This window comes from Paenibacillus protaetiae (genome assembly GCF_004135365.1).
Classification (GTDB): Bacteria; Bacillota; Bacilli; order Paenibacillales; family Paenibacillaceae; genus Paenibacillus_AP; species Paenibacillus_AP protaetiae.
In genome coordinates this window covers 3,918,302-3,932,831 of record NZ_CP035492.1, presented here as the reverse complement: position 1 = coordinate 3,932,831, position 14,530 = coordinate 3,918,302, and the positions used below count along the sequence as shown (strand labels likewise).

General features: G+C 52.1%; 10 protein-coding genes. 3 read left to right on the top strand and 7 right to left on the bottom strand.

From position 1 onward, the window contains the following. Positions 1–62: 62 nt before the first annotated feature. The 5 genes from ET464_RS18200 to ET464_RS18180 all read right to left on the bottom strand — a co-directional run bounded on the left by ET464_RS18200 (position 63) and on the right by ET464_RS18180 (position 5,985). Positions 63–1,418, bottom strand: a complete 1,356-nt coding sequence (locus ET464_RS18200) for a dipeptidase (protein ID WP_129443384.1) — start codon at positions 1,416–1,418, stop codon at positions 63–65. A 315-nt stretch (positions 1,419–1,733) separates the two neighbouring features. Beyond that, a complete protein-coding gene (locus ET464_RS18195) occupies positions 1,734–2,747 on the bottom strand; it encodes a glycoside hydrolase family 130 protein (RefSeq protein WP_129443382.1) in 1,014 nt (337 codons plus the stop codon). 54 nt (positions 2,748–2,801) lie between these two features. Next, positions 2,802–3,641, bottom strand: a complete 840-nt coding sequence (locus ET464_RS18190; RefSeq protein ID WP_129443380.1) for a carbohydrate ABC transporter permease — start codon at positions 3,639–3,641, stop codon at positions 2,802–2,804. After that, on the bottom strand, positions 3,641–4,507 hold the full coding sequence (locus ET464_RS18185; protein ID WP_244226588.1) for a carbohydrate ABC transporter permease: 867 nt from the start codon (positions 4,505–4,507) through the stop codon (positions 3,641–3,643). Before ET464_RS18185 ends, ET464_RS18190 begins: the two co-directional genes overlap by 1 nt. Before the next feature lie 89 nt (positions 4,508–4,596). Continuing rightward, complete coding sequence (locus ET464_RS18180) at positions 4,597–5,985, bottom strand: extracellular solute-binding protein (RefSeq protein WP_129443376.1); 1,389 nt, start codon at positions 5,983–5,985, stop codon at positions 4,597–4,599. A gap of 237 nt (positions 5,986–6,222) precedes the next feature. Here ET464_RS18180 and ET464_RS18175 point away from each other — a divergent pair, with 237 nt between their 5' ends. Further along, on the top strand, positions 6,223–7,965 hold the full coding sequence (locus ET464_RS18175) for a cache domain-containing sensor histidine kinase (protein ID WP_129443374.1): 1,743 nt from the start codon (positions 6,223–6,225) through the stop codon (positions 7,963–7,965). 4 nt (positions 7,966–7,969) lie between these two features. Continuing rightward, a complete protein-coding gene (locus ET464_RS18170; RefSeq protein ID WP_129443372.1) occupies positions 7,970–9,589 on the top strand; it encodes a response regulator in 1,620 nt (539 codons plus the stop codon). A gap of 63 nt (positions 9,590–9,652) precedes the next feature. Here ET464_RS18170 and ET464_RS18165 read toward each other — a convergent pair whose 3' ends face one another. Continuing rightward, positions 9,653–10,630, bottom strand: coding sequence for an aldo/keto reductase (locus tag ET464_RS18165; RefSeq protein WP_129443370.1), 978 nt, complete (start codon positions 10,628–10,630; stop codon positions 9,653–9,655). A gap of 186 nt (positions 10,631–10,816) precedes the next feature. Here ET464_RS18165 and ET464_RS18160 point away from each other — a divergent pair, with 186 nt between their 5' ends. Next, on the top strand, positions 10,817–11,740 hold the full coding sequence (locus ET464_RS18160) for a hypothetical protein (protein WP_129443368.1): 924 nt from the start codon (positions 10,817–10,819) through the stop codon (positions 11,738–11,740). A gap of 184 nt (positions 11,741–11,924) precedes the next feature. Here ET464_RS18160 and ET464_RS18155 read toward each other — a convergent pair whose 3' ends face one another. Continuing rightward, entirely contained in the window at positions 11,925–14,366 is a 2,442-nt protein-coding gene (locus ET464_RS18155) for a glycoside hydrolase family 31 protein (RefSeq protein WP_129443366.1), read from the bottom strand. Positions 14,367–14,530: the final 164 nt, after the last annotated feature.

Genomic DNA, 14,530 nt, shown 5'->3' with positions numbered 1-14,530 from the left:
CGAATGCGCAAAGCTTGGTTGCTCGTATGTGCTTGCCGGCTTGTTGACCCGGCTCGGTGCCATTAAATTCGTTTCAGGTACGAAACGATCGTCAGCAGCCCTTTGTCGAAGTTTTCCAGGTTGAAATGTTCATTGGGCGCATGCAGATTTTCGTCCGGCAGGCCAAAGCCCATCAGCACAGCCGGCGCTCCCAGCACACGGGAAAATGTTTCTACAATCGGAATCGAGCCGCCGTCTTTCGTAAACAGCGCGCGTACGCCGTACACATCCTCATAAGCGTCCGCAGCCAGCTGCAGCATCCGGTGTGACGGGTCGATATTGAAGGCGCGGGCTTTCTCGCCGTCTTTGATCGTCAGCTTTGCGCCCGGCTGAATGTGGCTGTGCAGGTGCCGCTTAATATTTTCCAGCACGGCTGCAGGATCTTGGTTGCCAACGAGGCGGCAGGTGATTTTGGCATGGGCTTCCTTCGGAATAACCGTCTTTGAGCCTTCGCCCTGAAAACCGCCGTACACGCCGTTCAGCTCCAGTGTCGGGCGCGCGCCCGTCCGCTCCACAAACGTAAATCCTTCTTCGCCGTACAGCTGCTCGAGGCCAAGGCTTTCACGCAGCTGCTCTTCATTCAGGTTCAGCTTCTGGAACTCTTCCTTCATGAGCGGAGAGATGTCCGGCACCCCATCGTAAAATCCTTCCACGGTTACGCGGCCCTTGTCATCATGCAGCGAAGCAAGCAGTGAAACAATCGCATGCAATGCGTTAGGCACGCCGCCGCCGTAAGTGCCGGAGTGCAGGTCCGTATTGGCGGTGTCCACGTGCAGCTCCAGCGCGCATAAGCCGCGAAGTCCGGTGCTGATCGCCGGCTTGCCTTTCTCCAGCAGCGACGTATCCGAAATAAGAATGGCATCGGCTGCAAGCTTCTCCTTGTTGGCTTCCAGGAAACCCGGAAGGTTCGCGCTGGAAATTTCCTCTTCGCCTTCGACGCACAGCTTGATGTTAACCGGCAAAGTGCCTTCTTCCTTTATAATCGCTTCCAGCGCTTTAATGTGAAGGAACAGCTGGCCTTTGTCGTCTGTCGAACCGCGTGCGTACAGTTTGCCGTCGCGGATGTCCGGCTCAAACGGCGGCGTCACCCACAGATTCAGCGGATCAACAGGCTGCACGTCATAGTGGCCGTAAACCAAAACCGTCGGCTTGCCCGGGGCGTGAAGGTAATCCGCCGTAATGATCGGATGCCCTTTCGTTTCATGCAGTTCCACATGCTCGAGGCCTGCTTGCTTGATTTTGTCCACGAGCCATTGGGCCGCTTTCACCATATCCGGCTTATGCTCGGACAACGCCGAGATGCTTGGAATGGCAAGCCATTCCTTCAGTTCTGCGAGATGCTTCTCGCGGTTATTTTGAAAATAAGTTTCGTAACTCATCGGTTATCCTAACCTCCTTGCTATGTATACAGCTATTTTACACCTTTTTGGCCCATTTGCGAAAAGAGGGCGGGAAAGCGGAAACGCGCTGGCGTAGTGCCATGTTAAAAGAATAAAAAAAGCGATAATCTGCTCCTGCTTCATGGTGGATGCAAAAAAACAATCCAGGATACATATCCTCTCCGAACAGCTTTGTGAAAAGCTTATTCGCAATAAGGCATACGCATCCTGGATTGCTTATCCCATTAAGCCCGCCGCATAAGCAAGCTCATACATCATGCAGTTCCTAGCATCTGACCCGCCTAATAAACGGGCTTAACTTGCGTAAGCCAACGAAGCAAGCAGCTCTTCCAGCGGCACAGTAGCAAGCCCGATACAGGTATCGCAGCATCCGTAATAAATATACACCGTTCCATCTATAACGAGATTCGCTGTCGGGAACACGACGTTAGGCAGAACCAGCCCAAAACGTTCGTAATAGGTTTCCGGCTCCATGATCGGCTCCCGCGTTCTTCCAATGACCTTTGCAGGGTTATCCAGATCAAGCAGCAATGCTCCTACGCGGTAGACCGACTGGGCATCCACGCCATGATAAAGCACCAGCCAGCCCCGGTCTGTCTTGATCGGGGTAGCAGCTGCGCCAATCTTGGTTCCTTCCCACTCAATGTTCTCCGCAACCGCCACCAGCTCAGGTTCCGTCCACTCTAACAAATCATGGGAATAGCTGAGCCATATGCCTGGCGTGTTCGTCCCGTACCTTTCCCCGACATACTGCATGGGCCGACGGAGAATAGCGAACCTTCCGCCGATCTTCTCCGGGAACAAGGCATTGTCCCGGTCATCAATCTCAGCCGGCGTTGTATAGCCAAGCTGCTTGAAATGAATGCCGTCTTCGGACACGGCAATACCCGAGCGTGTAATCATCGGCTCTACCTTGTTATCCGCCCACTCCGGATAATGCTCCGGATAATAGGCTGGAAGGCCGGTGCCTGTCGGCCAGCAATCAAAGCTGTACGGCTGAAGCGCATAACACATATAAAACAAGCCGTCGATCTGAACAACACGCGCATCTTCCACACTGCCGCCGGGGAACCCAAGCATATCCGCAGTAAACACCGGCCGATCCATCACGGGGCTGAAGTTTACGCCATCTTCGCTTTCGAGCAGCCCGATGCTTGTCTGGAACGGGCGGAGCGAAGCCGCAGCCCGCTCGTACATATAAAACTTCTCGCCAACCCGGATCACACCCGGATTAAATACAGCCGCTCGCCGCCATTCCGCTCCTCCCGGCACGACGATCGGGTTATGCTCATGTCTTGTCAGTTTCATTGCTTTCTCTCCTTGTCTATAGGCTGCAATCCGGCAAACCGGCCGGCCGCCGGCTCACCCTTTCACCGCTCCGGCGGTCATGCCTTGCATAATATTTTTGTAGAACGCCAGATATACCGCCAGAACCGGCAGGATTGACAATACCATCGCAGCCATTAAGGTTGTATAATCCGACGTGTATTGACCATAGAAATTGGTCAGTCCGACAGGCAGCGTCTTGAAGGAATCATGGCTGACCAGTACAAGTGAAAACGGGAACTCGTTCCATGTATCCAGGAAAGACAATATAATTACCGTTGCGATAGCCGGCCGGCAAATCGGCAGCAATATCCGGGTCATGGTGTAGAAAGTGGAAGCGCCGTCCATATGGGCCGCCTCATCCAGCTCCGCAGGAACAGTACGGATAAAGCTCTCCAATAGAAAAATCGGCAGCGGCAGCCGGATCGCGATATAAGGCAGAAGCAGCGTATAAAAATGGTCATACATGCCAAGCTGCTTGAACTGCAGGAACAGCGGCACGATCAGCCCATAAACCGGAATAAGCATGCCGATGATAAAATACGTATAAATCATGTTTCTGCCTTTGAAGCGGAATCTGGACAGCGCATATGCGGTGCAGAAGGACAACACAACCACAACGATAACGGTCACCACGCTGTTTAAGGTGCTGCTGATGAAATACTGATACATTTTGCCTTCCACAAACGCCTTATAATAGTTGTGGAACTGAAGCTGATGAGGCAGCGAAACCGAATTCAGCATAAACTCGTCTTTGGTCTTCAGCGAGGAATAAATGATCCAAATAATCGGAAACACGCAGGCAAGCGAGAAAATGACCATCACAGCATTGAATAGAAAATGACCCGCTCTGCCGAACATCAACCGGGTGGACATCAGTTTTTCACCTCCGCCAGCCGCTTGAACAGCAGGATGATGCCAAAGCTTAATATAAACATGCCGATCGTAACCGCACTCCCGTAACCAAGCTGCATGCTGCCAAATGAAGTTTTGTAGGCGTATTGCGCCAGCACCATAGAACTGGTTCCCGGCCCTCCGCCTGTCATTACATAAATATGGCTGAACACAAGCATATTCGAGGAGATGCTGAGCATCATGACCACCTTGATCGTGTCGTAGATTAAAGGAAACGTAATATAGACCGCTTTCTTAAATCCCGTACACCCGTCCAGCTCGCTTGTTTCATAAATATCTTTGGAAATGCCTTGAACAGCCGATATAAAGATCATCAGGGGCACTCCAAGATACTGCCAAATCAGCGGCAGCGTGACAGCATAAATGACAATTTTGGGATCGTCCAGCCAAGGACGGATCAACGAATCGAGGCCAACTGCCTTCAGGAGGGCATTCAAAACGCCATAGTCATGGCTGTATATCATCTGCCAGACGAAGCCGACGACAACCGCCGATAACACGACCGGGAAGAAAATGACCGTCCGGTGAAATTCCTTCAGCCGCAATGCCTTGGACATAAATAACGTCGTCAGCAGGAAAGCAAGGCCCATTTGAATGACAAGCGTAAGCGCCAGAATGATAATATTGTTTTTGAAGGAATGCCAGAACAAGCTGTCTTTCACCAGCAGCTTATAATTATCAAGGCCGATAAAATTTTTGACCGGCCCGCCCGTCCAGTCGGTTAAGCTGTAATACAAGGACAAAATAAGCGGGACTATCATAATAAACGTATAGATTGCAATACTCGGAGCCAGAAGGCCAAACAGTCCGACTCTGGATATTTTCATAGAAGGGCTTCTGCTCATGGCTAGGTACTCCTTATTTAAAGCGCCGTTCGGAGCTGTATCTTCGAACGGCGCCCCGTGTTGTAGCCGCGTTAGCTGGCTTTCTCGTATTCCGCTTGAACTTTCTTGGCCAAGTCATCAGGAGATATCGCGTTAATCAGCAGCGCTTGCAAATCGGCATTTAATACGCTAATCAGCGCCGGGCTCAAGTAAGAATCGTAGATCGGCGTAAATTGCAGCTGCGAGGACAACTCCGCATATTTAACAGCAAGCGGGCTTACTTTGCTCTTGTCATAGTCCGCTACCTTGAATGCAACCGGCTCGCCTTTCTCTGCGAGGCTCTTCGCGAAATCTTCGCCGCTGATCGCTTTAAGCACTTTGGCGATCGCGTCTTTTTTGTCTTCGAAGCCTTTAATGCCAACCGCATAGCCGGACCCTGCTCCGCCCGAGGTTGCAAGCGCGTTGCCTTTGCCGCCTTCGACCGCCGGAAGCACCGCGACTTCCGTATTGTCCGCCACTTCTTTAGGAGCGGATGCTACAGCGCCGATTGCCCAGCTGCCCTCCATAAACATGGCTGCTTTGCCGTTAAAATAAAGCGTTTTTTGCTGGTCATTGTTGATGCTGTTCAGGTCGGCATTAAACGCGCCTTGCTTCGCCAAATCTTGAAGCGCCGCCAACCCTTTTACGAAATCAGGGTCCGTAAACTTCGCGCCGGATTTGTTGATGATGCTGTTAAACCAGTCCGTACCTGTAAACCGGTCGCCAAGCGCGCTTAAAATACAAGACTCCGCGACCCATTGCTCCTTATTGCCAAGCGCAATCGGGGTAACCCCTTTTGCTTTCAGTTTATCAACCGCATCCTGCAGCTCCGCCCATGTTTTCGGGAACGAGGCGATGCCGGCGTCGGCAAACAGCTGCTTATTGTAATAAACAACCGAAGTGGCCAGCATCGAGAACGGGATGCCGTACGTATGGCCCCCGCTGCTAAGGTCGTTAAAGGCGGTTGGCAGGAAGCCGTCCTTCCAGGCCGGGTCCGCATTCAGCAAATCATCCAGTGAAGCGGTCGTTTCATTTTGCGAGAACATAGCCAGCTCCGAACCTTTGCTGATGAAAATATCCGGAAGATCGTTGGAGGCTGCCAGCGTTTTCAATTTCGTATAATAAGCATTCTGATCGCCGATGGATTCCTCTTCTACGATAATGTCCGGATTCTCTTGCTGAAACTTTGCCAGCTGGGCGCGTACCGTCACTGCTACGTTCTCCGTGCTGTCCTTCGCCCACAAGTTCATGAACTTAATCTTGACCGGCTCTTTGGCTGGCGCTTTTGATTCTGACGAATTGCCGGCTTCCGATTGGCCGCCGTTTGCCGCAGGCGAGGAACTGTTGTCTGTATTGTTCCCTCCGCAGCCTGCGATCAGAGACATCCCCAAAGTAAGTGCCGCAACCGATATACCCGCTGTTTTCCAACGTCTTGATTTCATTGACTTCCTCCTGTTAATTGCTTGTATTTTTAACCGGTTTATCCTGTGCACGCTCTTATTGTACATAGCGTTCTTGCCAGCCGACAGGTGACGATATTATAAAAATGTCTGCGATTTATCCGGAAACGCCATTATATCCAAAATCCCTTTGCCAAACGAAAATGAGGCGTTTATATTAAGATTCAAAGCCAGCAGACAACATCTTTAGATGAAGCTATCCTACTTCCTGGAGGTTCTATGATTAAGAGATGGTTTTTCAGCCTGCAAAACAAATTTATGATCTTCTCTTTGCTCATTGTACTAATTCCCCTTATTTTTGTAAGCGGATTCTCGTATATTCAATCGACCCGGATCATTGAGAAGAAGGTGAGCCTCTCCAATCTCAAGACAGTTCAGCAAATCGGCGAAAACATTAACTTTTTCTTGAGCGACATGAGCAACTCCGCATTGAGCTTGTGGCAAAACAAGGAGTTTATGAAATATTTCATGCTCTCCTACAGCCAGGTGGCGGGGTCCCGCAACTATCTGCTGTCCGCCCAAAATGCGTTAAACAGCTTTGCTGTTTTCCATACCAACATTTACTCCATCTATGTAAAAGGGATGAACGGCCTGGAGTTCGATTCGGCAAGCAGCACAAATACCATTACCCCGGAGCTGCAGAAGCAAATGTTTGCTTTGCGCGGCGAAGGCATATGGATTGCCGATGAGATTATGCAGTACAACCATACCCCCCTTAAAGTGATTTCGTACATCAAGGTTTTGAAAAATATCGATAAAATCTCAGCGGACCTCGCCCTTATTAAAATCAATGTGGATGAACAGGAAATATCGGATATTTACCGGGATAAGCTGCTCAGCGGCAGCAGCGATTACTTCATTATCGACGAGCATAAGCAAATTATCTCTTCGCTGGATAAATCCCGGATCGGCACTACGCTGGACAGCAAATACGATGATAGAAGGCTCTATCAACAAAACAGCGGCTACTTTAAAGCAAGCCTGGACGGAAACCCCTATATCGAAACCTACTATAATCTATCCCGGCCGGGCTGGAAGCTGGTAAACTTGGTGCCGATGAACGAGCTGTCCAGCGATACGAAGATGATCCGGAACGTCACGGTATATGCCGTTCTGGGGAGCTTTATATTATGCCTGCTTATGATTATTTTGTTTTCCTACAAAGTGCTCAGCCCGCTTAACCGGGTCAGGCGCTCCATGAAAGCGCTGGAGAGTGAAAATTTCAGCGTGGTGCTTCCCGTCAAAGGCAACGACGAAATCGCAATGATCAGCCGAAGCTTCAACCGAATGTCAAGACGGCTTGGCGAGCTTATCAATGAGGTATACGCCGGGCAGCTCAAACAGAAAGAAGCCGAGCTGAAAGCTTTGCAAGCCCAGATCAATCCTCATTTTTTATACAACACGCTTGATACGATCTATTGGATGGCCCGAATGGAAAAAGCTTATGAAAGCTCGAAGCTCGTTCAAGCGCTGTCCAAACTGTTCCGGTTAAGCTTAAACAGCGGCAATGAGCAAACAACAGTCGCCAGCGAAGTCGAGCATTTGAAGTCATATATTCTCATTCAGGAGAAACGGTTTGAGGACAGCATCCGCTTCGAAATTCAAGCGGAGCCGGAAGCGATGGCCTGCAAAACGGTAAAGCTTGTTCTTCAGCCTTTAGTGGAAAACGCCATCCATCACGGCATTGAAAAAAAAGGAAAACACGGCACCGTTCGAATCACGATCAGCCGTGAGGGCGAAGAGCTCGTTTACCGGATTACCGACGATGGGGCAGGCGCGGATGAAGCGGAGATTACTGCCCTGCTTCAGCAGATCAAAGACGGCAACCGCGGGTTCGGCATTAAAAATGTGAACGACCGGATTCATCTGATTTGCGGCCAGGAATATGGGCTTTCGTTCCAGACCTCTCCCGGCAGCGGCATGACCGTTATCGTCAGACAACCGTTTCATATAGGAGGATAAAAGCATGATCAAGCTGCTGATCGTTGACGATGAGCCCAATATTCGCAAAGGTATTCGAACGTCCATCGAGTGGGAGCAATACGGGATTGAAGTGGCCGGCGAAGCGGCGGACGGCGCAGAAGCTTTGGAGAAGGCGCTTCAATTAAAGCCGCATATCGTAGTCACCGACATTCGCATGCCGCTGATGGATGGGCTGGAATTAGCACGGCGATTAAAAAATGAGCTGCCCGCCGCGCGCATTGTTATTCTGAGCGGTTACGAAGACTTCAGCTTTGCGAAAGAAGCATTGTCCATCGGCGTGCAGGATTACCTGCTTAAGCCGGTTGGCGCAGAGGAGCTGATTGAGCTGCTTCTTAAAATAAGCGAAGACATCAAGCGGGCGGAGGCGGATAAGCGGAATCAGCAATCATTAAATATGGTGCTGAATGAAAACTATCAAGCGATCAAATCCGATTTTATCAATCGCATATTGCAGGGCGGTTTCTCCAATCCGGCATCTATTATGGACAAGGCAGCGCTTCTGAAAATTCCGCTGGACGGGCCGCAACATATTTTGCTTGCTGTCGATATCGACGATTTTGCCCTCATGACGGAAGACTTGCCGGAAAGCAAACGGGAATTAATCCGCTTCTCCGTTATGAATATTGCCGAGGAAGTGTTGTTGTCTCATGCATCCGGCCTCGTTTGCTACAGTGAGTTCGATCATTTGATCGGGCTTATGAACGGCAACAGGCTGAACGAGGATTTCATTGCCCGCATTTGCGAGGATATTCAGCAGGCGGTCAGAACCTATTTGAAGCTTTCCGTTTCTATTGGAATCAGCGGCATATGCAGCCGGATTTCCGACCTAAACATCGCTTACGCCGAAGCGTTCTCCGCGCTTAAAGCCAAAATTCATAAAGGCAAAGCCAGCCTGATCCGTTATCATGACCTTGCGGTTTCACCTGCACCGCACCATGTGCTGTACCCTTCCGAAGAGGAGAAGGTCATTATCGGCTGCCTCAAAACGATAAATACGGCAGAGCTTCAGAACGCCATTGATCAAATTTTCAACCGTTTTGCTGCCGGACAGACAGATGCGGCCCGGATCAGAAGCATTTGCGGCAGGCTGCTGCTCATGTCGGTCAGCGGCATTGAAGAGATGAGCGTTGATGTCAGCAGCATCATCGGGACAGACTTTAATCCTTACCGGGAGATGGAGCGTTTCGATACGCTGGAAGACCTGCGCAATTGGATGAATCATCTTCTCGGACGGCTGTCGGGGCTTGTGCAGGAAAACAAAAACGAGAAATTCAAAGGGGTTATCAAAACCGCGCTTCGTTACATGGAGGAAAATTATGACCGGGCAGTAAGCCTTGCCGACGTAGCCGCCGTCGTCTATGTAACGCCAAATTACTTAAGCCGCATCTTCAAGGAAGAGATGGGTTTAAATTTCGTGGAGTGGCTGAACCGCTACCGGATTGAGAAAGCGAAAGCGCTGCTTGCCGAACCGGGCGCCAAAACCTATTCGGTTGCCGAAAAGGTCGGCTACAGCGACTACAAATATTTCTCGCAAATGTTCAAAAGATTCGTCAGCTGCTCGCCCAAGGAATACAAAGAGCTAAAAGCGCGGGCCGGCAGCTGAAAAATGAAAGGGCTGTGCCGTCATCCTTGCAGACGATGGCACAGCCCCTTTCGCCTTAAACCGTTAATGCCCCATTACAACATGCGGCACATATGGCTCTTCCAGGCTTGCGATTTCTTCCGGCGTCAGCTTCACGGCAACAGCCGCTGCCGCATCCTCCAGATGGCGCAGCTTCGTTGCGCCTACGATCGGCGCCGTCACCGGCTGCTTGTGCAGCAGCCAAGCCAGCGCAACCTGCGCGCGCGGCAGCTCCCGCTTCGCGGCAATTTCAGCTACGCGCTGCACCACTTGGCGGTCCGCTTCATCGGATGCGGAATACAGCCGTTTGTACAGCTGGTCCGTCTCCGAGCGGGCGCTTGTATCCTCCCAATCGCGGGTCAGCTTGCCGCGGGCGAGCGGGCTCCACGGAATGACGCCGATGCCGTCTTCTTTGCACAGCGGCAGCATCTCCCGCTCTTCCTCCCGGTACAGCAGATTGTAATAATCCTGCATCGAAACAAATTGGGTCCAGCCGTTACGCTCAGCTGCAAACTGCGCTTTTTGAAACTGCCATGCATACATGGAAGAAGCGCCGATATAGCGGGCTTTGCCGGCTTTGACCACATCATGGAGCGCTTCCATCGTTTCTTCAATCGGTGTACGGGGGTCCCACCGGTGAATTTGATACAGATCCACATAATCGGTGCCCAGCCTTCTCAAGCTGTGGTCGATTTCGCTCATAATCGCCTTGCGCGACAATCCGCCGCCGTTTGGCCCCTGGCGCATAACGCCATGAACTTTCGTCGCAATTACAACCTCGTCCCGCGTTGTCATATCTTTTAACGCCCGGCCCACGATCTCTTCGCTTGTGCCGTCTGAATATACATTTGCCGTATCAAAAAAGTTGATGCCCAGCTCAAGCGCCCGTTTAATAAACGGTCTGCTTTGCTCCTCATTTAATGTCCATTCGTGATTACCGCGTGCAGGATCGCCATAGCTCATACAGCCAAGGCAAATCCGGGAAACTTCAAGTCCCGTACGTCCAAGCTTCACATACTCCATCAATAAGTGCACCTGCTTTCTTCTATATTTCCGGCAGGTTTATTATAACGCGCGTCCACAAAATATTCCATTTTCGTTATGCTTTGTTCATGATCCGTTCATATCGCAAAGGTACATTAAAGGTGGCCGCTTATGTACAGTCTCCTTGTAAAGCAAACCATTCCAAAACCGGAGGTGGTAAAAAACATGAAGTCTTTATCCCCATCTGTACGAAAAAAGCATGCGAAAAGCTGGGCCGTCGTGGCACTGGCAATCGCCATCGGCGGCGGGACGGCTGCCGGCAGCCATTCAGTGGCAACCGCGGCGGCGAGCGCATCCAGCCAGCCTGTACATGCAAAAGGCGAACATGCCGCCGGCCTTGTCAAACACGGGCGAGTGACAGGCGCGCACTGGAATGCCGGCGGCAAGCGCCTTGAATCATCTGAACAGCTTGCGGATGCGCTTGGCATTTCGGCGGATGCCCTGAAGGAAGGCCGTAAAGCCGGCAAATCGCTTGCAGCGATTGCCGAAGAGCAAGGCATTACGCGCGATACGGCCAAAGCCAAGCTTGTTGCATGGCTGGAAGCACACAAGCCTTCCGAATCTAATGATGCCGCGTCCGGGGCAGCCAACGGTTCTTCCACGTCAGCTAAACCGGATAAGCCGTCATGGGATGCAGGAGCGATTGCCGACCAACTGCTGGATGCGGCAACCCCCAAACCCGAAGACGGCGGCAAAGGCCCCTTCTCCGAAAAAGCTTTCCGATTCAAGCCGCAATTTAATACGTCAGCGATCGCAGATGCGCTGGGCATAACTTCAGATGAGCTGACAGCCGATTTAAAGGCCGGCAAATCGGTTGCGGCTATCGCGGGCAGCAAAGGCATCGCGGCCGATTCCGTCGTTCAGGCGCTGACGGCAGAGGTGACCGCGCAGCTGGACAAGCAGCTTAGCAGCGGCAAAATCACGCAAAGCGAATATGACAAACATGCCGCTCAGCTGGAGAAGCTGGCGTCAGCTATCGTGAACGGCACGAAGCCGGCTGCCGGCGGACACCGTTTCACGAAGCATCAGCCGCATGCAGGCAGCCCCGGTTCCAACGAGAAACAAGCCGGAGAAGCAAGCCTAGCTTAACGGAAGCGGCAGCCGCGCCAAATAGCTTGGATGCGGCTGTTTCCGCCACAACCAAAAGGAGCACCTGCAGCAGCCGTGCGATCATCTCGCCGCACTGCTGCAGGTGCTCCTTCTGATTTATGCCTTCTATACCGTCTCTCGCGGAATTCAACAATCTTTCCGGGAGCGGTCATTCATATTTCGCTTAAGCTTTTGCTCCAGCCGTCCATGTAATGCGTGCCGGCCATTGTGCAAATTCAAGCGTCGCGCTGCCGTCTGCAGCGGTTCCTGCTTGCTTCGACTCAACAGCTTTGCCGTCAGCCGCCCAAGCAAGCACGCTCGCTGCGCCTTCGCCCAAGCCATGAACCGTCACTGTTACCGGTCCTGCCAAACGGTCAGCAAAGCCTTGATGGATGGCCTTCGTCGTCAGCTCTACATTTGCGCCTTCAGCCTTCAGCGTCAGCTCCAGCTGATCGTAACGGCCGCTGCGGTATTCCGTCGTTAAGCCGTCATCTTCATAATGGCGAAGCGTATTCGTGACAAGGCTGCCGGCTGCCGGCACATACACGTCCAGATGACGCGCGGCAGCTGCCGATTCCGCCGTATGGCTTACTGCAGCCGTCTGCTGCACGACTACGGAACCTGCGCGCATATACATCGGCATCGTATCCAGCGGCGCATCCGCCAGCACATAACGTCCGCCTTCCAAGCGTTCGCCTGTCCAGTAATCGAACCACTCGCCTTCCGGCAAATAAACCGAACGGTTAAATACACCCGGCTTCAAGATTGGCGCTACCAGGATGTCCGTACCAAGCAGGAACTGATCGTTCATGTTCGCCACATTCGGATCCGTCGGGTATTCGAGCACAAGCGGACGGACAAGCGGTAGTCCTGTTGTGCTTGCTTCATGGAACAGGCTGTAAATCGTCGGCATAAAGCGGTACCTGAGGTTAATGTAGGTGCGGCAAATATTTTCCACCGTTTCACCAAATGCCCACGGCTCCTGACGGAGCGAACCAAGCTCGCTGTGGTTGCGGAAGTAAGGAAGCAAAGCTCCCGCCTGTGTCCAGCGCGCCAGCAGCTCCGCGCTGGTGTGCGATGCGAAGCCGCCGACATCGGCGCCCGAGAACGCTACGCCCGACAAGCCAAGATTCATAATCATCGGAATGGACTGCGCCAGATGCTCCCAATAGCTGCGGTTATCGCCCGTCCAGACAGTCGCATATTTTTGAATGCCGGCATATCCGGCGCGTGTCAGTACAAACGGACGCTCTCCGCCTAGCAGGCGCTCCAGCCCTTGGTAGGTCGCTTTGGACATCCACAAGCCGTACAGGTTATGCACTTCGCCGTGTGTTTTTGGCACGCCGCCGTTATTGTGCATCACTTCCGCGTCCATCGTTTTCGATTCGCTGTCGAATACCGACGGTTCGTTCATATCGTTCCAAATGCCCGAGATGCCCATTTCGGTATAAAAAGCATGCAGGCTGCCCCACCACTCGGCTGCCTTTGGATCCGAGAAGTCCGGGAAGACGCTTTCGCCCGGCCATACTTTGCCGGCAAACAGGTTGCCCTCGATATATTTGCAGAAGTAGTCGTTTTCAATGCCTTCGCGGTAAACTTCGTCAACGGCCGTCTTTTTCACGCCCGGGTCTACAATCGGCACGATGCGTACGCCCATTTCCTTCAGCTCGGCGATCATAGCCGCAGGGTCTGGGAAACGGACTTTATCGAATGTGAAGACGCGGTAGCTTTCCATATAGTGAATATCGAGATATATCGCATCCAGCGGAATGCCTTTCTCGCGGAACGTGCGCGCAAGCGTCAGCACCTCTTCCTGGTCCATATAGCTGTAACGCGATTGATGGAAGCCTAGCGACCACATCGGCGGCATGTTCATCCGGCCGGTCAGCGCCGTATAACGGCTGACTACCGATTTCATATCCGGGCCGGAAATGACATAATAACGAAGCGCGCCCGTTGCACAGCCGAAGCTGAACATATCGCCAAACGAACGCATATCTACAAACGTGCGGCCCGGATTGTCCAGGAAAACGCCTGTATACGTATCGCCGTCAGCATGCAATACAAACGGGATTGATTGATACAGCGCGTCAATATCCTGCACGTGCGGGGAGTAAACGTCCGTATTCCACATTTCGTAACGCTCGCCGGCTTTGTTTAAAAATCCGGCTTTTTCGCCAAGGCCGTAAAAACGCGATTTGTCCGACTTGGCAAAATAGGCCGTAGCCTTCCACTTATCGTTCCACGCAAGGCCAATTTGACGCGCAGCAACGGTGCCGTCTGCGGATACGAAACGGATTGCAGAAGTAAGCAGATCCACCTCAACCGTTTGTTTGCCTGCACGGATTATCAAGTTTTGGCCGTCTGCCGCATGCGCCGCTTTCTGGACAGCCGGCAGCTCGACCTCGCCCGTACCGATGCCCGCTTCCGGTTCGCCGTTTCCAAGCAGCGTTACTTGCACAAGATCATCGCTGTAGAATGCAATGTCAACCGAGCCTTGCGCATATTGAAGCCGGACAGCGCCATCGCCGCGTTCGGTTACCGCTTTGACCGGACCAAGCGGACGATCTCCTTCGGCACGCTGGGACGTATGGTTGTCTGGATGAATGGTTTCACTATTCAGCATAGTAGCAGCTCCTTCATAAGGAGAAACAAGGCCAATCGTTCTTCTGATGCTGGCCTTGTTTCCCGTTTCTTATCGATATGGTTCCATTATTAAGGTGAACTTATCGGTAACTGGCGGCAAATAAACGCCAATACGGTTCTATTCTATTATCAAGGAAAGCCGCT

Bases quoted from the DNA above. Each gene is read 5' to 3' on its own strand.
- ET464_RS18175 (WP_129443374.1), top strand. From the start codon at position 6,223: ATGATTAAGAGATGGTTTTTCAGCCTGCAAAACAAATTTATGATCTTC.
- ET464_RS18155 (WP_129443366.1), bottom strand. From the start codon at position 14,366: ATGCTGAATAGTGAAACCATTCATCCAGACAACCATACGTCCCAGCGT.
- ET464_RS18180 (WP_129443376.1), bottom strand. From the start codon at position 5,985: ATGAAATCAAGACGTTGGAAAACAGCGGGTATATCGGTTGCGGCACTT.
- ET464_RS18185 (WP_244226588.1), bottom strand. From the start codon at position 4,507: ATGAAAATATCCAGAGTCGGACTGTTTGGCCTTCTGGCTCCGAGTATT.
- ET464_RS18190 (WP_129443380.1), bottom strand. From the start codon at position 3,641: ATGTCCACCCGGTTGATGTTCGGCAGAGCGGGTCATTTTCTATTCAAT.
- ET464_RS18200 (WP_129443384.1), bottom strand. From the start codon at position 1,418: ATGAGTTACGAAACTTATTTTCAAAATAACCGCGAGAAGCATCTCGCA.
- ET464_RS18170 (WP_129443372.1), top strand. From the start codon at position 7,970: ATGATCAAGCTGCTGATCGTTGACGATGAGCCCAATATTCGCAAAGGT.
- ET464_RS18195 (WP_129443382.1), bottom strand. From the start codon at position 2,747: ATGAAACTGACAAGACATGAGCATAACCCGATCGTCGTGCCGGGAGGA.
- ET464_RS18160 (WP_129443368.1), top strand. From the start codon at position 10,817: ATGAAGTCTTTATCCCCATCTGTACGAAAAAAGCATGCGAAAAGCTGG.
- ET464_RS18165 (WP_129443370.1), bottom strand. From the start codon at position 10,630: ATGGAGTATGTGAAGCTTGGACGTACGGGACTTGAAGTTTCCCGGATT.